Here is a 20,064-nt window from a genome sequence, read left to right on the forward strand (position 1 = left end):
GTAAAACCGTCAAATCCTTTATACGTTCGACTGACTCCTTCTTTTTTCGTATCGGAGTTGTCAAATGGGGAAGCATCTATATCAAGGGGAAGCCATGTCGTTTTCCCTTTCGTCCAACAAGGGGACAAGGTAGCGTGTTGTCGAACCAACAGACGCATCGATTCCTCCCAAATGATGGTTTCGGTCATCGGAAGACAAGCGAGCTGATCGAGACGCTGTCGCAAGGTTGGAGAGGAAGGTACGTGCTGAATCCCCATCGATGCCGAAAAGATATCGTCCTGACGATACGCTTCGATATGATCGAAATCCGTTTTTCCTGTGGCAAGCAAGCCAATCATCGAGCGAATGACATCGCTATGGGAAATGTGCACTTCTCGACGAACCGTTGGAAGCCGAAGTGCGTTTACCCGTTTATCCAGTTTCGTTCGATGGAGTAAGTAGCCAACGAGAGCAAGCCCAGCACTTGGGGTAATCGCTTCATCTGTCAATACAAACCGAATCGGGAAATCTTTCATCATATCACCTACTTGATGAAGAATCGTCAACNGTCAACGTCGTTTTCCCTTATCGTATCAACGGTTTGCGACCATTGTAAAGATGTTTTGTCACGGATTCAGGTCACTTCATAATATGGCATACGCTTCCTTGTAAGCGTATACAAAAAAATACAAAGGGGGAATATTGGATGATTTACGCTCAACCTGGGCAGCCTGGTTCACTCATCACGTTCAAAAAACGTTATGAAAACTTCATTGGCGGCAAATGGGTCCCTCCTGTCGACGGGGAGTATTTTGAAAATATTTCTCCAGTCACTGGAAAACCTTATTGTGAAGTGCCGCGCTCCAAAGCAGCGGATATCGAGCTAGCATTGGACGCTGCTCATGCTGCGAAAGATGCATGGGGCCGTACTTCCCCTGCCGAACGCGCGCGCATCCTCAACAAAATTGCTGACCGTATGGAAGAAAACTTGGAAATGCTCGCCGTTGCAGAAACATGGGAAAACGGCAAGCCGATTCGCGAAACGTTGAATGCCGACATTCCGCTTGCGATCGACCATTTCCGCTATTTCGCCGGCTGCATCCGTGCGGAAGAAGGCACTTTATCCGAAATCGATCACGATACGGTCGCCTATCACTTTAAAGAGCCTCTTGGTGTTGTCGGACAAATCATCCCTTGGAACTTCCCGCTTTTAATGGCAGCATGGAAACTCGCTCCAGCGTTAGCAGCTGGAAACTGCGTTGTCTTAAAACCTGCAGAGCAAACACCGACATCGATCCTTGTTTTAATGGAGTTAATTCAAGACATCCTTCCTCCAGGTGTTGTCAACGTTGTGAACGGATTCGGCGTAGAAGCTGGAAAACCGCTTGCTTCAAGCAGCCGCATCGCTAAAATTGCTTTCACTGGCGAAACGACAACAGGACGTCTAATCATGCAATACGCATCGCAAAACATTATTCCAGTCACATTGGAGCTTGGAGGAAAATCGCCAAACATCTTCTTCGAAGACGTGGCGGCAAAAGATGATGAATTTTTCGATAAAGCGATCGAAGGCTTTACGTTGTTTGCTTTAAACCAAGGCGAAATATGTACATGCCCTTCCCGCGCTCTCATTCATGAATCCATTTACGACAAATTTATGGAGCGCGCGTTAGAGCGTGTAAAACAAATTAAACAAGGCAATCCGCTCGATACGGAAACGATGATCGGCGCGCAAGCATCTTCGGAACAATTAGAAAAAATATTATCGTACATTGATATCGGCAAACAAGAAGGCGCCGAATTGCTTGCCGGCGGAGAACGGAATATCCTAGAAGGCGACTTAAAAGACGGATATTACGTAAAACCGACCGTCTTTAAAGGCCACAATAAAATGCGCATTTTCCAAGAAGAAATTTTCGGACCAGTCGTTGCAGTCACTACATTTAAAGACATGGACGAAGCATTAGAGATCGCCAATGACACATTGTATGGCTTAGGTGCAGGCGTATGGACGCGCGACATTAATACCGCTTATCGCGTTGGCCGCGGCATTCAAGCAGGACGCGTCTGGACAAACTGCTACCACATGTATCCTGCACACGCAGCATTCGGAGGCTATAAGCAATCCGGATTCGGCCGCGAAACACATAAAATGATGCTTGAACATTATCAACAAACGAAAAACTTGCTTGTCAGCTATTCACCGAAAAAACTAGGACTCTTCTAATTTTTAGGCAGCGTGTCATTCACGCTGCCTTTCCTGCCATCCATCTTTTTTATTTTAGGAGGGAGATTGCGATGAGTAATCAGCCAAAAGTAATCGCGACAGAGGCCGCTTTGGAGCTGATTGAAAAGTTAAAAGCAAAACACGGACCGTTAATGTTTCATCAATCCGGCGGGTGTTGCGATGGAAGTTCACCGATGTGCTACCCGCAAGGCGAGCTGATCGTCGGCGATTCCGATGTATTGCTTGGCGAAATCGGCGGCTGTCCGTTTTACATTTCGAAAGCGCAATACGAATATTGGAAACATACGCAGCTCATTATCGACGTCGTTCCGGGGCGCGGCGGCATGTTTTCGTTAGAAGGTCCAGAAGGCGTCCGTTTTCACACACGCTCAAAAGTGTTTGACAGTTGATCACCGCTTCGTAAATAAAGCGACAAAACGCACCAGCACACCGTCAACAACACCACATTTTCCTTCTTAGCAAAAAACCTCCCACTAACCGTTACCCATCGCTTCCACAAAAAGAAACTGCCGCGGAGGTTTAGCTCTGCGGCAGTTTTTCCTTTTCGGCCATTTCTTGCAACTGTTGTCTATCAGATAGCTTGATATTCTTCAACCCAAATACGAGCACTGTTCCACCAATGACAAAAATAAGTCCAAATAGGAAAACCGAATGAAGCGAATCCACGAGCGACTGTTTTAAAATCGGCACAAATGTTTCTCTCATTTGCGGCGGTATTTTCTCTAAGGCCTCCGGGCTAAGCAAAATCGAATAAAGCCCTTGCGGATCATCATGAATCATATGGGCAAACCGGTCCACCATTCCTTTTGCTTGCACCGGAAGCGACTGAAGCATTGGCATGAGGCGGTCGTCAAGCAGCTGGCTCGATCGATGGTTCATAATCGCCCCTAAAATCGTCATTCCGAACGTCCCGCCGATCGAACGGAAAAATTGGCTTGAGGAAGTGACGACACCAAGCTCAGACTTTGGAAAACTCTCTTGCAAAGCGAGCGTTAAAAGCGGCATCACTAACCCCATTCCAAGCCCTAAAATGATCATATACAACGTGGCGGTCCATTCGGACGTATCCACATCCATCGTGCTTAATAAACCGAACCCTGCCGCCATAATGGCCATGCCAATGAATAGCTGTGATTTTACACCAATTTTATAAACGGTTCGGCCACCAACGATGCTTCCGATAATCATCGTAATCATCATCGGCGTCATGATCGTGCCGGATTTGGTTGCACTTACTCCGACAACCCCTTGCATAAAAAACGGAACAAACATAATCGCCCCAAACATGCCGACACTCATTAAAAAGCCAATTCCATTTAATACGGTAAACGTGCGGTGTTTAAATAAATGCATCGGCAAAATCGGTTCTTCCGCTTTCCTCTCTACAAATACAAACAGCGTTAAAAAGACAAGCGCCGCCGCAAACAAGGCAATGATTTGCCATGATGTCCATTCATACTTATCCCCGCCAAACGTTAACGCTAAAAGCAGGCTAACCACGCCGACAACCATCGTAAACATCCCGGCAAGATCAAATTTCACTGGCCCCTCGGCTTTATATTTGCTCAATCCCATCGCAATAAAAATGGTTGCTAAAATCCCGACAGGAAGATTAATGTAAAATACCCAGCGCCAATTTAAATGGTCGACGATAAAACCGCCAACTTGCGGGCCGATGACGGAGGCAAGGCCGTATAATCCACCGAAAACCCCTTGCCATTTCGCACGTTCTTTTCCCGTAAACACATCTCCGATGACGATCATTGCCATCGGCATCATAATTCCCCCGCCGATTCCTTGCAGTCCGCGGTAAATAATGAGCTCTGTCATATTATCCGCCATGCCGCAAAGAGCGGAGCCAACCATAAAAATGACGAGTCCTGTCACATAAATGACTCGTCTGCCTAATAAATCCGCAAGTTTTCCGGCAATCGGCACGATCGTGGTCGATGTCAACATATAAGCGGTCGTCAGCCATATCATTAAACTTAATCCTCCAAGCTCTCCAACGATGCGCGGCATCGCCGTTCCGACGATCGTTCCTTCCAATGCTCCAAAAAGCATGGCAATCATAAGGCCAGTAATTAATATCTTTCGATGCCGAACGGTGTTCGATTGCATTTCAAACTCATTTACTTGTTCCATTTTCGTCTCTCCCATCTATTCGCTGTCATATATTGTTGGATAACTTCTGTCAACGATGCTAAATCATCAGCTAATAGCGGAATATGTTGATTTTCGATATATAATAAAATTCCTTTCACCACATATTTCCTTGGTGCCGACTCTTCATTCATTAACTCTGCTTCTAACGCATCAAGCGCGTCATGAAGTTCGTGCTGTATTTTTTTATCGAGTGAAAACGATAAAATCTTTTTTTGCATATGGGCAATGTGGGCGCTGATCTGTTCTCGCAATACACGGCGTTCTTTTTCTTCTATTTCCATCAACGGCTTTAACATTTCTTTGTTTAAAATCGGCGATTCTTCATGCGAAAAACTCGCAATGATCGCATCCAAACGCCGTACGAGAAAACGCGCTAATTCTTCGGCATGAAACTTATTTGCCTGCAAAATGAAACAAAATATATATTGCCGAATCATGCCGTTTAACATCGTCGCCACATCAAACACGTACCGCTCTACCTCTGTTCCATATACTTCGATGAGACGGTCGCAATACCAAGAAAAGATGTTAGCATACTGCTTCAATAAATAATGGTGAATATCGTGGCTAATTTTTGGCAGCTGTTCGTTCATCATCATTTGCAAAAAGTCTTTATGCTCATGCATATTCGCAAAATGTGCGGCGATTTGCTGAATAAACCGCTCTTTTTCTGAACTGCTATCCTGTGAAATGGCGGTGATGTTTGCCATCATTTTTTCAAAATAGTGCCGTATGATAGCGAGCATTAAGTCTTCTTTTGACGAAAAGTGATGATAAAACGCTCCTTTCGAAATCCCCCACGCATCGACGATATCTTGAATCGATGTCGAATGGTATCCTTTTTCAGCAAACAATTTCATCGCTGTTTCGATAAATTGCACTCTCCGGCCTGCTGTCATGCCCGTCATCTCCTATAAAGAGGAACTTTTCGAAATACCTGGCTCGATGCATTGCCGATACGATGGCAATGAGATGCGAGGTTTCGCAATTTCCGCACGCACGCCGCGCTGCCGAAGCCATTGAACAATTCGTTGATAATTCGTTTCCTTTTTCATTGGACTTCGCTCCTAACGATAATATGACTAGACAGTCAAAAATATTATAAAACAGCGGTATATATTTATCAACTTATTTTATAACATGATTCTATATAAATTATGACCCATCAGTCACAGAAATTAAGAAGTAGGTCCCTACTTCTTTTTTATTTTGGCTAAAAATATAAAAAGACCGCCTGTTTGAACAAGCGGTCAGTGGATCATTGTGCAAGCGCCTGTTCGGCGAGGGCAAGCGCCCCGCAGATGCCAGCGTTATCGCCAAGACCTGGAAGCACAATGTACTGATCGATATCATGCAAAATCGCTTCTTGCTGAATGTACCCATTCAACAGTTCCTGAACATTGCGGCGGATTTTTGGCAACAGCTGTTTTTGCTTCATGACACCGCCGCCGATAATGACTTTCTCCGGCGATAAAATTAAGATGTAGTTGGCAATCGCCTGCGCTAAATAAAATGCTTCTAACTCCCATACTTCCGAGCGATCAGCCAGCTCCGCTCCTTTTTTCCCCCAGCGCTTTTCAATCGCCGGTCCGGACGCCATTCCTTCTAAACAATCTCCATGATATGGGCAAACACCGGCAAATGTGTCTTCCGGATGACGGCGGATGAGAATATGCCCCATTTCCGGATGCATAAGACCATGGAGCAGGTTCCCTTCGACAATCGCCCCGACGCCGATTCCGGTTCCAACCGTAATATAAATGCAGCTTCGCATCCCTTTTGCGGCACCCCAGCGCCGTTCACCGAGCGCGGCCGCATTCACATCCGTGTCAAATCCGATCGGCACTTGAAAATGCCGTTTCATTTCACCGACAAAATTAAAATTTGCCCATTTTTGTTTCGGCGTGCTTGTAATATAGCCATATGTCGCACTATCGGGATGCAAATCAATCGGACCAAAGGAACCGATGCCGATCGCCTCTAATTCATATCGGCTAAAAAAATCGACGACATGGCGCATCGTTTCTTCCGGCGTCGTCGTCGGAAACACCGCCCGTTCATGGATGTTGCCGTGTTCATCGCCAACGGCGCAGACAAATTTCGTGCCTCCAGCTTCAATGGCTCCCAAAATCATATGTACGCCTCTCTTTCTTCATCTGCTCTTTTGTTGTATCTATTTTACTGGAAAAAGGGAGAGGACATCAATGGCAAAAAGCCGCGGATCAGCGGCTTTTTGAAACATAGGGAAATCGATTCTATTGTCCGCCGGGGTTGTTGATCTACACCGCTGATCGGCTCACCCCTTCACCGACCCCGCGAGCAAGCCGCGGACGAAGTATTTGCCGAGGAAAATGTACACAAGCAAAGTCGGCAGCGCGGCGAGCAAGGCGCCTGCCATTTGCACGTTCCATTGGACGATTTGGCTGCCGGATAAGTTTTGCAGTGCGACCATGATCGGCTGTTTGTCCGAGGTCGTAATCGTCACGGCAAACAAAAACTCGTTCCAAATGTTCGTAAACTGCCAGATTGCCACAACGACAAATCCGGTGATGGACAAGGGAAGCATAATATCACGAAAAATGCGGACAAACCCAGCGCCGTCGATTTTCGCTGATTCAATCATCTCATCCGGTATTGCGGCGTAAAAATTGCGAAACATCAGCGTCGTAATCGGGATGCCGTAGACGACATGAACGAACACCAACCCAGGAATCGTGTTGTACAGCCCGATTTCACGCAAAAACTGAATGAGTGGAATTAAGATGCTTTGATATGGAATGAACATGCCAAACAAAATGAGCGTAAATAACGTGTCCGCCCCTTTAAACTTCCACTTCGACAGCACGTAGCCGTTGAGCGCCCCCAGCAGCGCGGACAGCAGCGTCGCCGGCACGACGAGCAAAATCGAGTTCCAAAAGTTCGGGGCCAGCTTTTCAAATGCGGTCGCATAGCTGCTCCAATCGACCGTTGACGGCAACTTCCACATGTCCGCCAACGTCACTTCATCGAGCGGTTTTAAGCTTGTCACGATCATGACATATACCGGCAATAGAAAAAATGCGCTCATCGCCAGTGCGAGCATATACAAAAACGGCCGCGCCCATAGTGGTTTCGCCATTATGATCCCCCCTTGCGGCTCGAGACGAGATACGGAACGATAAACATCGCGACCGACAGCAGCATCACAATGGCGATTGCCGCCCCGTTCGCATAATAGTTGCCGCGGAATGTCGTTTCAAACATATACACCCCAGGCACATCGGTGACAAAGTTCGCCCCTGGTCCGGTCATAGCATAAACCAAATCAAAAATTTTGAGTGAAATGTGCGCCATAATGATGATGACACTGGCCGTAATCGGCCGCAACAGCGGCAAAACGATTTTCCAATACAATTGAAACTCGGTCGCCCCGTCCATCCGCGCCGCTTCACGCACCTCATCCGGAATCGCGCGCAAGCCAGCCAAATACATGGCGACGGCAAAACCGGTCATTTGCCAGACTGCTGCGACCACCACCGCAATCATGGCCAATGGGACGCCAAATTCGATTTTGCCCCATTGAAATCCGCCCAAAATCGTTGTATCCGTATACCATTTGGAATCCAAGCCAAGCGGTTTTAAGAACAAGTTCACGCCCGTTGACGGGTTGAACAGCCATTGCCACACGACCCCGGTGACGACAAAAGACAAGGCCATCGGGAAAAAGAAAATGTTGCGAAACAGCGATTCCCCACGAAGCTTTTGGTCAAGCAAAATCGCGAGCAGTTGGCCGAGCACAATCACGACGGCGATAAACAACACCGTAAATACGAGCGTATTGCGCAAATCAGCTTGAAAGCGAAAGTCTTGGAACAAATACTGGTAATTTTTCAATCCAGCGAACGACCAATCCGGAACGAGCGAATTCCAATTGCTGACCGAAACATATCCTGTCCAGCCGATAAATCCATACACAAATAGGAAAATCAAGATGAAAGACGGCGCCAAAAACACGGCGGCCAGCCAATGGTCGGCCGTCCATTTTCGCTTTTTCCGCACCGTCGGAACCGCCGTTGCCTTCTCCGCCGTTGTGACGTTGACCGTTTCCACCATCATCCCTCCTCATGATGACGAAAAGGGGAAGAGAATGGCTCCCGTCCCCTTTCCATTCATTACTTCTTCAGTTCCGCCGCTGCCGAAACAAGGGTGTCCGTAAACGAATTCACATCTTTTTGCGTGACGAAAATGTTGACGGCCTGATTGACCTTCGTGACAAACCCTTCCGGCGCTGCCGAACCGTGCGCTAAGCTCGGCGCCAGCTCCGCCGTCTTGAAGTCTTGCATCGTTTGCTTGCCGTATTCATCGTACTTGGACGGATCAGCGTCAATGCGAGCCGGGATGGAGCCTTTCAGCGGGTTAAACGCATCTTGCCCCTCGACTGAACCAAGCACCGCTAAAAACTTCTTCACATCGTCCGGGTTTTTCACGCCTTTTGGCAAGCCGAACGTATCGGTGATGACCATAAACTTGCCATCGGTGTTCGGTGTCGGTACGTAGCCGAAATCTTCGTTCACTTTTAATTTTAGGTCGTTGACGAAATAGCCTTTGGCCCAGTCGCCCATCAAAGTGCGGATTGATCTGGCTTTGCAAGCTTTTCAGTTCAAGTTCTTTCACGAGCCGGTCAAGCTCCGCTGCTTCTCGATGACAGCAAAAGCTTGTATAGATATAGATGCAACGAAGAAGGTGAACAGATCCTTGACGGAAAAGCGGTTTGTCCATTTTCGACTGTCGAAGGCAAGCCAAAGGCTTGCCCCGTCACGCCAAGGCGTGACGGAAGACCGAACAACCACCTGCTTCACAGACCCATCTATGGGTCTGGAAGCGGCGTTGTTCGGTCGCCCGACAGTCGATAAAAGCTGCAAATGGTCAATCTTCAAATTGCATCTATATGAAATACAAATAGGGGTCAGTCTGGCCGTCATCATTCGCCATGCGGCGGTGGCCATGCCCATCATCAAGTGCAGAGCGAGCAAAAAAAAAACGCCGTTCCGAAACAGATTGGCTGCATTGGAACGGCGTCTCCCCATTTTTTACTCTTTCAACTTTTCCACCGCCTCCACTGGCAGTCCGGTCAACTCACAAATCGTTGGCACATCATATCCTTTCCCTAACATCCGTTTCGCGATGTCCATCTTGCCTTTTTCGATTCCCTTTTCCATCCCCCGTTGCTCATACGACACGATGAGATCCGTCACTTTTTTCGCTTCCTTCGTTTCCATTTCGTTCACCTCGTTTCGCAATTCGAGTTCCTCTTGTTCGGACAACCGCAAATACGTCTCAAAAAAGCCAAACAACAGCCGCTGTTTCGCTTCATCAAGCTCCAAACGGACGAGCATGCGCAAAAATTCTCTTTTCACGGCCACTCTTTCACTTTCATTATACCCCATTTTGCTTAACAAGGCGGCGGCGACCGGGTTATCGCGGCGAATGTACTCGCGCCATGGCAACTTGCGCAGTTCAACGGTAAGAAAGCGGAAATCGACAACGGTTAGGAACGAAAACTGGATGGTGAACGAGGACGGTTCATCGCGGTGTTCGTCGTAGCTGAAGATGGCAATGGGAAGAATGCGACGGCGGTATTTTTGAAACAAACGGCTGACATAAAGGAACATGCGCTCGGGAAACGTCGGCTGCGTGTAACTTTGGTGTTCGATATGGACGATGATCAGCCCATCTTCCCCTTTCAATTTTGTTTCCACCAATAGATCCACACGGTGCTTTTCGCCGGCTGCCACATCCGTAAACACCTCTTCGGACAAAAAGGAGATGTGGCGGAAGTCGACTTGTTCATACACATGCGGGAAAAACAGAAGCAAAAACTCTTCAAAAAACGTCGACAACAACTCCTTAAACAGCCGATCATGGTCGATTCGCGTTTCGGACACGGTCTCCCTCCTTGTGATATTTGAACTTCCTTTATTTTCTTCGCCGCGCCTTAGGCAAAATCCTGCCGAAAAGGCTGGTGAAAAGCATTGATTTTGTCTAAAATAAGGGGAACGTGAACGGGAAGAAAGCCCTTGTGTTGTGCGGCTTTTCACGATGAAATGACAAAGCCGCCCCGGCGACAGGCGGCTTTGTCAATCGCTTTTCCAAACGATTTAGTTTCCAGCTACTGTTTTGGCCTGTGTGAACTACCCACCACCTACGCTTCGCTTAGAGGTGGGGGCTTCAAGCGACTTGTGTGTGTTCGCTGAACGGTAAGCCACACACAAGAACCCTTTACGCTTCCCTTCGTTCCGAAGGTGTCCGTTCTAGCTATATTCTATCATATTCGTTGGCTAACGCCAACCGAAATTCATCTCCCACTTTCACTGGTGCTGGCGCACCTTCACGTTTAGAAGTAGGAGACTTCTTTCGGAGGGAAGTTAAAAAACTGCGGCAAATGTTCTTTATGCGCTTCAAGCATTTCGTCCAACATTTGTTTGGCGATGGTGTCAGACGGCACAAGCGGATTGATCGTCATGGCGACGAGCGCCGTTTGGTAGTCGCCGGTGACCGCCGCTTCGGCTGCGACGCGCTCGAACGACTTGATTTGCTGGACGAGCCCGCGCACCGCGACCGGCAAGTCGCCGACGGCGATCGGTTTCGGCCCATCTTTTGTGATGACACAGTTGACCTCAACGGCTGATTCTGGCGGAATGCTGGCAATGGCGCCGTTGTTTCTCGTGTTGACCGGCTGAATGTCGCGCTTGTCGTTGTAGATGGAGCTGATCAAGCTACAGGCGGCGTCGCTGTAGTACGCCCCGCCGCGCTGTTCGAGCTGCGGCGGCTTGATGGCCAAGTTCGGGTCTTTGTACAGCTCGAACAGCTCTTTTTCGAGCTGTTGGACGACTTCGGCGCGGGTTCCTTTCGTTTTCGCCGCTTCCAGTTCCTCGGCGAGCATTTTGTCTGTTTGGTAGTAATACCGGTGGTACGGGCATGGCAGCACTTTCAGCCCTTTTAGGAAATCCGGCTCCCAGCCAAGGTCGACGATATTTTTCATCGTCACACCGGAGCGGTCTGGATGGGCGACGAGATCAATCACCTTTTCGGTCACCTCGACGCCGTCCAGATAGACGTGCAAGCCAAACACCATATGGTTCAAGCCGGCAAAATCAATGTGCACGCGGTCGGCATCAACGCCAAGCAGCTTGGCGACGCCCATGCGCATGCCAATCGGCACGTTGCACAACCCGACCACTTTTTCCTGTTTCGTGTAGCGCAAAACGGCTTCTGTCACCATCCCAGCCGGGTTCGTGAAGTTGATCAGCCATGCATCAGGGCAAAGCTCTTCCATATCGCGAATGATGTCCAAAATGACCGGAATCGTCCGCAATCCCTTAAACAATCCGCCCGGGCCGTTTGTCTCCTGGCCGATCACCCCGTATTTGAGCGGGATGCGCTCGTCTTTCGCCCGTGCCTCTAGGCCGCCGACACGAAATTGCGTCGTAACAAAGTCTGCTCCTTCCAAGGCCCGGCGGCGGTCTAGTGTCAAATGAATCTCAATGGGCACACCGGCTTTTTCGACCATCCGTTTGGCCAGTGCGCCAACGATTTCGAGTTTTTCTTTGCCTTCCGGAATATCGACAAGCCACAATTCCCCGACCGGCAATTCATGATAACGCTTGATCAACCCTTCGACCAATTCCGGCGTGTAGCTCGACCCGCCGCCGATCGTCGCCATTTTCAATCGTTTATCCATACTCCTCTTCCCCTTTCGCCCTGTTGGGCATGGTATAATCAATGTAGGAATCAACCAGTGGGCTTGGAAGCGCCATCCTTTCCCAGCTATCGCACGTTCCGTCCCATGAAAGCGAGGTGTCCCGATGTTCACTCCTGAACAAATCGCCCAGTTCTCCGAGCTCGACTACGCCATTTACGACTATGTGATGAAACATCCTCATGAAGTCGCGTACATGCGCATTCGCGAGCTCGCCGAGGCCGTCCATGTCTCGCCGCCGACCGTGCTCCGCTTTTGCAAAAAGGTCGGATGCGAAGGGTTCAGTGAATTTAAAACGAAATGGAAGCTGTATTTGCGCGAGACAAAGCGAACCGCGATCATCAGCAGTCAAGAGGCGCTTAAGGAATTTTTCGAACGGACGCTGACCGCCGATTACGAGCGGACCATTCTGGATGCGGCAGCCGCGATCGCCCGGGCGGATCACGTGATTTTTGTCGGCTCCGGCAGCTCCGGCATTTTGGCTGAATACGGATCGCGCTATTTTTCTGCCTTTCAAAAGTTTTCCGTCTACATCAAGGACCCGTTTTTTCCGATTTACGGCCATTATTTCCACAACTGCGCCGTGATCGCCTTGTCGGTGTCTGGAGAGACGTCATATACGCTCGCCCAAGTGCACCGGTTCAAGGAAAACGGCAGCACGATCATCAGCATCACCAACCGGAAACATTGCACACTCGCGAGCATCTCGGACTACAACTTGACGTATTATGCCACCGCCGAGCGGATGGGACAGACGGATGTGACAACACAACTGCCGGTCGTTTATTTGCTTGAGCGGCTCGCGAAGGAAATGTACCGGTTGCTGCCGGCGCAGACTGACCGCGGGCCGAGCGGGCGGTGACAAGGCTACAGCTCGGCACCGTTCGTCTCAATCACACGCTGATACCATTTGTTCCCTTAAACGTTCGGCCCGGCTGTTTGGCAAACACATCCCATACCGATAATCCTTTTCCATCTTCGTTCCACGCCCCTTCGACTTGATACGCAGCTGATGCTGCACCCCATAAAAACCCGGGCGGAAACGGTTTCAGATGGCGATGCTCCATTCAGATCGTCTCCTTTCTCGCAACAACGTCGATGAATCATTCTATCACCAATAAACCGTGTTTGGCGAAAAAAGTAAAGGGCGCGGCGGCTTTTTGTAACGAGACGAACGTGAAAAACAATTGTTTCTTCGGAGTAACAAGCTGTTACAAAAAGGATAAGAAAAGCAAGCGCGCAGTATGCAAAAAGCAACCGTGAGGACGTTTCATGAAATGCGAGCAACGGCACTCTCCATCCTTGTAGAAAAACACAAGAAGAAAAAGGTGCTCCGTTCCATTGAGAGCACCCTTTTCCCCATAAAGGCCCGTCTTCAGCCCATTTATGTTTGGGAGAAATATTCAACCTAATCCATCGAGCCGCCATACAGATGAAGCGTTACGGCAAAAAGATTTTCCCCGGATTGAGAATGCCGTTCGGGTCAAACAGCTGTTTCAACCGTTTCATCCAAACGACGGCGTCGCCTTTTTCCTCGCGCAAAAACGTCCGTTTGCCAATGCCGATGCCGTGCTCTCCCGTGCATGTGCCGCCGCGCGATAAGGCATAGCGGACGATATGGGCGTGCACGCGTTCGATCCGCGCCATCTCCTCGGCGTCATTCGGATCAAAGGCAAGCACGGTATGGTAGTTGCCATCGCCGACATGACCGAAAATGGCGGCGGTCATGTTCTGCTCATCAACAAGCCGACGCGTATCGGCGATGGCGCCGGGCAGTTCGGACAGCGGCACGCACACGTCGGTGGAGAGCATCGCCTTGCCTGGATAGGCGGCTTGAATGGCAAACGCCGCATGGTGGCGCGCTTCCCACAGCTTCGCGCGGGCGAGCGAGTCGGTCTCGACCACAAACGAAACGGCGCCCTCCCCTTCGCACAATTCGTTGACAAGCTTTGTTCCGTCCTCGACGCTTGACGGGCTGCCGCTCAGTTCAATAAACAGCGTCGGTTTCACCGGGTAATCGGTTTTTTTGTACGCATTGACCGCGGCGATCGTCGCCTCGTCCACGAGCTCGATTTTGCCGGGGCCGACGCCCGCTTTCAGCACGGCAAACGCCGCTTGCGCTACCGCCTCAAGCGACGGAAAGCACACTTTGATGGCCGTTGTCGCCTCCGGAATGCCGTGCAGGCGGACAATAAGGCGGGTGAAGACGCCGAGCGTCCCTTCCGATCCGACGAACAAGCCGGTCAAGTCATAGCCGGCCGACGATTTCACCGCCAAACTTCCCGTCTGAATGACTGAACCGTCCGCGAGCACCACCTCTAATCCGAGCACTTGATCGCGCATGACGCCGTATTTCACGCAGTTCGTGCCGCTCGCGTTCGTCGCCGCCATGCCGCCGATCGTCGCGTCGGCCCCCGGATCGACCGGGAAAAACAACCCATATCGCTTCAGTGCCTCATTCAGTTGCAACCGCGTCACTCCCGGCTCGACGATGGCGAGAAAATCGTCCGGGCGAATGTCGATGATGTTATTCATCAACGTCAAATCCAAACTGATGCCGCCCGCAACTGGAATGACATGCCCTTCCAAGCTCGTGCCGGCGCCAAACGGTGTGACCGGAATGCGATGCTCGTTGGCAAACGCCATCACCCGGCCCACTTCCGCCGCCGTTTTCGGAAACACGACGACATCTGGCGCATGCGGCGCATGGTAGGCGATGCCTTTGCTGTGGTGTTCGAGCACCGTTTCATTGATGCTCACCCGCTCGCGGTCGCCGATCAATTCCAGCAGTGATTCGTATACGTTCATCGTTCTCCTCCTCACCCGATCGGATCAAGCGGCGCCACCCATCGATGCGCCGCCTTTTCTCTTGACGCACTCTGATGGTGGATCGATCGACCCGGATGGCATGGTTCGTTTAGTAACGGAGCAACGTTTCAATTCCTTCCGCAATCCGCTCGGCGTTCGGCAGCCAATCATCCTCCACCGACGGCACCGGATACGGCGTGTCGTAGCCGGCGATACGCACGATTGGAGCTGATAGAGAAAAGAGCGCCCGCTCGCTGATCAAGGCCGCCACTTCCGCGCCAAACCCGCCTGTTTTCACTGCTTCATGGACGATCATCACCCGTCCTGTTTTTTCCACCGAAGTGATGATGGTGTCGATATCAAGCGGCTGCAGGCAGCGAAGGTCGATCACTTCCGCGCTGACCCCTTTCGCTCCCATCTCGGCGGCGACTTTGGCGGCAAGCGGCACGGTCGCCCCCCAAGCAATGATCGTCACATCGTCTCCTTCTTTCACAACCCGTGCTTGGCCGAGCGGAATCGTGTACGGCTCTTCGGGCACTTCCATGCGAAACGCCCGATACAGCTTCATCGGCTCCAGAAACAGAACCGGGTCTTCATCGCGAATGGCGGAAATCAATAGCCCTTTCGCATCGTACGGATTGGACGGCATGACGACTTTTAAGCCCGGCGAATGGGTAAACAGCGCCTCCAACGCATCGGAGTGCAATTCCGGCGTCCGCACCCCGCCGCCGTACGGGCTGCGCACGACGATCGGGCACGAAAACCGTCCGGCCGAGCGGAAGCGGATGCGCGCCGCCTGGGCCGCCAGCTGGTCCATCGCCTGGTACACAAACCCGAGAAACTGAATTTCGGCAATCGGGCGCATGCCGTTGATCGCCAGTCCAATAGACGTGCCGATAATGCCCGATTCCGCAAGCGGCGTATCAAACACGCGCCCCTCGCCAAACTGCGCAAGCAGCCCGTCCGTCGCCCGGAAGACGCCGCCGTTTTCGCCGACATCCTCGCCCAGCACGATGATGCGCGGATCGCGCTCCATCTCTTGGCGCATCGCTTCATTGATCGCTTCAATCATCGTCAATTCCGCCATTTATCTCACCCCGCTCCGTTGTTTGCGCCGCATCACTTCGTCTTTTTGCTCGGCCAGCAATTTGGGCGCCTCGCTGTACACACAATCGAATGCATCGACAATCGAACCGGACTTGCTGGCGATGGCCGCCTCGTACGCCGCGGTCACTTCATCATTCACTTGGGCGACAAGCGCGTCTTCCTGCGCTTCCGTCCATAATCCGCGCCGTTCCAAAAGCAGGCGCAGACGGCGGAGCGGATCTTTCGCCCGCCATGTCTCGACTTCTTCCGGCCGGCGGTATTTCGTCGGGTCATCCGCCGTCGTGTGCGGCCCGAGCCGATAGGTGAGCGCCTCGATCAACATCGGCCCCTCGCCGCGGCGAGCGGCTTCGACGGCCTGCTTCATCGTTTCGTACACCGCCAGCACGTCATTGCCGTCAACGAGCACCCCTTTCATTCCGTAAGCGAGCGCTTTTTGCGCGATCGTCCGGCTGGCCGTCTGTTTCCGGTACGGGACGCTGATGGCGTATTGGTTGTTTTGGCAGAAAAAGATGACCGGCACGTTGTACACCGCGGCAAAATTCATCGCTTCATGAAAATCGCCCTCTGACGTCGCCCCGTCGCCGAAATACGCCACCGATACGTGCGGTTCGCCCTTCAATTTCGACGCCCACGCGCAGCCGACCGCATGAAGCGTCTGAGCAGCGATGATGATTTGCGTCGGGAAAATGTTCACTCCCTCCGGCATCCGTTTCCCTGACAAGCGGCCCTGCACGTAATGGAAAAACTGCTCAAGCGGCATGCCATGCATCAAGCATACCGCCACTTCGCGGTAGCTCGGGAAAATCCAATCGTCTTTATGAAGCGCAAGGGCGCTGCCGATTTGCGCCGCCTCTTGGCCGCTGAACGGGGCATACGTCCCGATCCGCCCCTGCCGCTGCATGCGCAACAGCCGCTCATCAATGACGCGCGCCCGCCGCATTTCCCGATAGGCGCGAAGCAGCCATTCATCGGAAAACGCCGCCAGCTGCCTCTCGTCGCCGTTTCCGTTTTCGTCCAAAATTTGCACGACCTCGACCGACAATTGGTCCGGATCAAACATGGGCTTCCCTCCTCATCATTTTTTCATCACGGCCCAGCTGCTTCTCTTTGGCGCTCGCTCTCTTCCAGCACGAAGACATGTCCTCCTAACCGAGCGCCGCCTACCGCACGTCCAAGAGCAACACTTCCGGATTTTCCAAATAGTGCGCCACCGTCCGCATAAACCGCCCGGCCGGCTCGCCGTCAATGACGCGGTGGTCAAAGGTGAGCGACATTCCCATCATATCGCGGATGACAATTTCGTCGCCGACGACAACCGGGCGCCGTTTGATCGCATGCGCTCCGAAAATCGCCACTTCCGGATAGTTGATGATCGGCGTCGCAAACCACCCTCCGCCCGCGCCGGTGCTCGTGATCGTAAACGTGCTTCCTTGCAGCTCGTCAAGGCGAAGCGCCTGGCGGTGCGCTTTTTCCGACAGCTCGGCGATCTCAACGGTGAGCTCGCGGATCGATTTTTGATCGGCGTCACGGATGACGGGGACGACGAGACCGGCTTTCGTCGCCGTCGCGATGCCGATGTGATACCGTTTCTTCAACACGATTTCGTTCGTTTCCTCATCCAGCACCGCATTAAACATCGGATATTGCTTCAGCGCCCTTGTCACCGCTTTAATAATAAACGGCAAATACGTCAGCTTGATCTGCTCCTTGGCCAGCTCGCTGGCCAAGTTTTTGCGGATCTCGACGAGCTTCGTCACGTCCACCTCGTCCATCCCGGTCACATGCGGCGCCGTGTACGCCGATTTCACCATTTTTTCGGCGATTTTTTTGCGCAAGCCGCGAAGCGGGATGCGCTCTTCTTCTGGAACCACAAGCTCCGTGCTGGCGATGGACGTCCATGCAGCTTTGTCCGCCTTTTGCTCTATCGCCGTGCCCCCAACTGGCAAAACCGCGGCCCCGCTCCTTTCACGTAGCTCTGCCACCGCCACGGCTGCTTCCCGCTCGCGGACATATCGCTCCAAGTCGGCGAGCGTCACCCGACCGCCTTCGCCCGTTCCTTCCACTTCATCGATCGGAACGCCCAACTCCCGCGCCCGCTTGCGCACAGACGGCGCGGCAATCGCCCGTTTGCGCGCAGGACGAGGCGTTTCTCCATGCAGAACAGGCACGGGCTCCCGAACCGAATCTTCGATGGGCGCGGCTTCCCCCGCCACCGCCGCCTCGGTTTCCACGACAATCAACGGCTCTCCAACCTTCACCGTCGCCCCTTCCGGCCCGGCAAGCGCCACCACTTTGCCAGCGACCGGCGTCGTCATTTCCACCATCGCCTTATCCGTTTGAATTTCGGCAATCGGCTGATCCGCCTTGACCATATCCCCTTCCCGGACAAGCCAGCGGATGATTTCCGCTTCATGCAGCCCTTCGCCAATATCAGGCAACTTAAATTCATAGATCATAGCGATATCCCCTTCCTCTCCTTCTCATGTTGCGATTGGAAACAAACACAATGGTGCAGCATCGATGGTGTGGAAATCATGAGGAAACACAACAGTTAAGCGCTTACAATAGATGCGGTGAGAATCGTTTTTTCTACCAAAGCACCCAATTAATATTCGGAATTTTCTAACCTACAAACTTTATGATAGTACTGTAGATGAGCATTTTTCATTACAATAATTTCCATGGTTAGAGAGACAAACAGGGTACCCCTTACGCGATACGGAGCTGTTTTTTGATCACATCAATGGGAATATCTTGCTTTGCAGCGTCATAAATGAACTCGACGACGCTGTGGTCTTTCCGCGACCGAAGAAGCTCCAGCCCGGTGGAGAGGTTTTGTCGGGATTCGGCGATGCTGTACACGCAGGCCAACAGCACCACCGCCCAATACCGTTTCACCGCCCGAATGTGGCGAACGCGGTATCCATCCAGCTTCAGTTGATCTTTCGCCTGCCGGAAAAAGCACTCGATCGTCCAGCGCTGGGCGTAGTAACGCAAGATGTCTTCGTCCCCGAGTTCCCGGTCGGTGCTCAAGATGCAATGAAGATGTTCCGGCGCCATCGGCTGATCCGCCTTCCAAGCCAGCAGCACCACCGCGTCATCGAGGCCATGGATGGCCCCCTCATAGCGATACACGCGATAACGCTCCTGCCCCACCGTGACGAGGCGGGTGTCTTTGGACTCGATATAGCGGGCAAACTGCTTGGCTTGGATGGCGATGCCTTTCGGGTAGAGAATCCGGTTCGTCTTGAGCATCGCGATGACATGGAATCCCTGTTTCAGACAGGCTTCGATGAGCTTTTTGGACGGATACCACGAATCCATGAGCACATACACCGGCTGAGCCCGCTTCACCTTGAGCGAGGAAAGCATCTCGATCGCCAGGTCGATCTTGCTTTTTCCCGCTTTCTTGTCATACAGGCGGAACGCAAATGGGAACGCCTGCGTGAAGGTGTGCACCATCAGCCAAACGAGCGAATGCCCCCAGACCGATTGATGATCTTTATGCGAGTAGTGCCAGTCGCACCCTTGAATGGCGTGCACAGCCCGTGACGAAGGCTTTGTTTTTTGGCAAATCGTATCATCAATCGAAACAAAAAGGGGTTGATTCTTCCGTTTGGCCAGTCGTTCGACCTGGGAAAGGATCCACTCTTGAAGCTTCCCAAGCAGCCTTTCCTCGTTCCAAGGGCTTTTCGTGAAAAAGTGACTGAGCGTCGTTCGATGATTCGGATGAAAGCTCCAGTAATGAATATCAGTCAATGTTCCCGAGAATCCCTTGGTGGTCAAGGCATCGACAATATGAATGAGATGCTTGATGACCGGTTTGGAAAGCTGCAGCGTCAACCCCAGCGTGAAGAAAAACTTGTGGATTCCTTGGTGATGTGCTAATCTATTCATGAGACATGAACCTCCTTGTGTGAATGGGTTTTGAACACATCTATTTTACCCAAGGAGTCCGGTTCATGTCTCCTTTTTTGTTTAGTTGTCAATTTATGTCAGTGAATTTGCTCATCTACAG

The 20,064-nt window shown here is 51.6% G+C and carries 18 protein-coding genes and 2 pseudogenes; 3 read left to right on the top strand and 17 right to left on the bottom strand.

Annotation, left to right across the window (positions count from 1 at the left end; all coding sequences use genetic code 11):
• Positions 1-515, bottom strand: a 515-nt coding sequence (locus DCC82_RS17890) for a transposase family protein (RefSeq protein WP_483299654.1), incomplete at its 3' end; no start/stop codon positions are given.
• Positions 516-685: 170 nt separating this feature from the next.
• Here DCC82_RS17890 and adh point away from each other — a divergent pair.
• A complete protein-coding gene (adh, locus tag DCC82_RS01345) occupies positions 686-2,206 on the top strand; it encodes an aldehyde dehydrogenase (RefSeq protein ID WP_015865184.1) in 1,521 nt (506 codons plus the stop codon).
• A 71-nt stretch (positions 2,207-2,277) separates the two neighbouring features.
• Positions 2,278-2,616: a DUF779 domain-containing protein gene (locus DCC82_RS01350; RefSeq protein WP_033008378.1), complete on the top strand. Its 339-nt coding sequence runs from the start codon at positions 2,278-2,280 to the stop codon at positions 2,614-2,616.
• Between the two features lie 130 nt (positions 2,617-2,746).
• Here DCC82_RS01350 and DCC82_RS01355 read toward each other — a convergent pair whose 3' ends face one another.
• The 10 genes and pseudogenes from DCC82_RS01355 to DCC82_RS01395 all read right to left on the bottom strand — a co-directional run bounded on the left by DCC82_RS01355 (position 2,747) and on the right by DCC82_RS01395 (position 12,113).
• Positions 2,747-4,372 (bottom strand): MDR family MFS transporter, encoded by a 1,626-nt coding sequence (locus tag DCC82_RS01355; protein ID WP_097353897.1) that lies wholly within the window; start codon positions 4,370-4,372, stop codon positions 2,747-2,749.
• A complete protein-coding gene (locus tag DCC82_RS01360; protein WP_097353898.1) occupies positions 4,360-5,292 on the bottom strand; it encodes a TetR/AcrR family transcriptional regulator in 933 nt (310 codons plus the stop codon). Before DCC82_RS01360 ends, DCC82_RS01355 begins: the two co-directional genes overlap by 13 nt.
• A gap of 12 nt (positions 5,293-5,304) precedes the next feature.
• Complete coding sequence (locus DCC82_RS17565) at positions 5,305-5,448, bottom strand: hypothetical protein (RefSeq protein ID WP_015865188.1); 144 nt, start codon at positions 5,446-5,448, stop codon at positions 5,305-5,307.
• Positions 5,449-5,651: 203 nt separating this feature from the next.
• Positions 5,652-6,527 (bottom strand): ROK family protein, encoded by an 876-nt coding sequence (locus tag DCC82_RS01365; RefSeq protein ID WP_097353899.1) that lies wholly within the window; start codon positions 6,525-6,527, stop codon positions 5,652-5,654.
• A 162-nt stretch (positions 6,528-6,689) separates the two neighbouring features.
• Positions 6,690-7,511 (bottom strand): carbohydrate ABC transporter permease, encoded by an 822-nt coding sequence (locus DCC82_RS01370; RefSeq protein WP_033008213.1) that lies wholly within the window; start codon positions 7,509-7,511, stop codon positions 6,690-6,692.
• On the bottom strand, positions 7,511-8,488 hold the full coding sequence (locus tag DCC82_RS01375; RefSeq protein WP_187252164.1) for a carbohydrate ABC transporter permease: 978 nt from the start codon (positions 8,486-8,488) through the stop codon (positions 7,511-7,513). Before DCC82_RS01375 ends, DCC82_RS01370 begins: the two co-directional genes overlap by 1 nt.
• 56 nt (positions 8,489-8,544) lie before the next feature.
• A pseudogene (locus DCC82_RS01380) lies at positions 8,545-8,997 on the bottom strand (type 2 periplasmic-binding domain-containing protein); the annotation flags it as partial.
• Between the two features lie 45 nt (positions 8,998-9,042).
• Positions 9,043-9,459, bottom strand: coding sequence for a PDDEXK family nuclease (locus DCC82_RS17570; protein WP_199222360.1), 417 nt, complete (start codon positions 9,457-9,459; stop codon positions 9,043-9,045).
• Positions 9,460-9,462: 3 nt separating this feature from the next.
• On the bottom strand, positions 9,463-10,317 hold the full coding sequence (locus tag DCC82_RS01385; protein ID WP_097353900.1) for an Rpn family recombination-promoting nuclease/putative transposase: 855 nt from the start codon (positions 10,315-10,317) through the stop codon (positions 9,463-9,465).
• A gap of 449 nt (positions 10,318-10,766) precedes the next feature.
• Positions 10,767-12,113 carry a 6-phospho-beta-glucosidase gene (locus DCC82_RS01395; protein ID WP_097353901.1) on the bottom strand — a complete coding sequence of 449 codons (1,347 nt, stop codon included), beginning with the start codon at positions 12,111-12,113 and terminating at the stop codon, positions 10,767-10,769.
• Between the two features lie 124 nt (positions 12,114-12,237).
• On the opposite strand from DCC82_RS01395, the gene DCC82_RS01400 reads away from it, so the two are divergent.
• A complete protein-coding gene (locus tag DCC82_RS01400; RefSeq protein ID WP_097353902.1) occupies positions 12,238-12,993 on the top strand; it encodes a MurR/RpiR family transcriptional regulator in 756 nt (251 codons plus the stop codon).
• 43 nt (positions 12,994-13,036) lie between these two features.
• Here the strand turns inward: DCC82_RS01400 and DCC82_RS01405 are convergent.
• The 6 genes and pseudogenes from DCC82_RS01405 to DCC82_RS01430 all read right to left on the bottom strand — a co-directional run.
• Positions 13,037-13,198: pseudogene (locus DCC82_RS01405) on the bottom strand (family 1 glycosylhydrolase); the annotation flags it as partial.
• A gap of 373 nt (positions 13,199-13,571) precedes the next feature.
• Complete coding sequence (locus DCC82_RS01410; RefSeq protein WP_097353903.1) at positions 13,572-14,939, bottom strand: FAD-binding oxidoreductase; 1,368 nt, start codon at positions 14,937-14,939, stop codon at positions 13,572-13,574.
• Between the two features lie 109 nt (positions 14,940-15,048).
• Positions 15,049-16,026 carry an alpha-ketoacid dehydrogenase subunit beta gene (locus DCC82_RS01415; protein ID WP_097353904.1) on the bottom strand — a complete coding sequence of 326 codons (978 nt, stop codon included), beginning with the start codon at positions 16,024-16,026 and terminating at the stop codon, positions 15,049-15,051.
• Positions 16,027-17,106, bottom strand: coding sequence for a pyruvate dehydrogenase (acetyl-transferring) E1 component subunit alpha (pdhA, locus tag DCC82_RS01420; protein WP_015375935.1), 1,080 nt, complete (start codon positions 17,104-17,106; stop codon positions 16,027-16,029).
• Positions 17,107-17,206: 100 nt separating this feature from the next.
• Positions 17,207-18,502, bottom strand: coding sequence for a dihydrolipoamide acetyltransferase family protein (locus DCC82_RS01425; RefSeq protein WP_097353905.1), 1,296 nt, complete (start codon positions 18,500-18,502; stop codon positions 17,207-17,209).
• 253 nt (positions 18,503-18,755) lie between these two features.
• The gene (locus tag DCC82_RS01430; RefSeq protein ID WP_012748853.1) at positions 18,756-19,943 is read right to left on the bottom strand and encodes an IS701 family transposase; all 1,188 of its coding nucleotides are present in this window, start codon (positions 19,941-19,943) and stop codon (positions 18,756-18,758) included.
• Positions 19,944-20,064 lie beyond the last annotated feature (121 nt).

The organism is Geobacillus sp. LYN3 (genome assembly GCF_003064505.1).
Classification (GTDB): Bacteria; Bacillota; Bacilli; order Bacillales; family Anoxybacillaceae; genus Parageobacillus_B; species Parageobacillus_B toebii.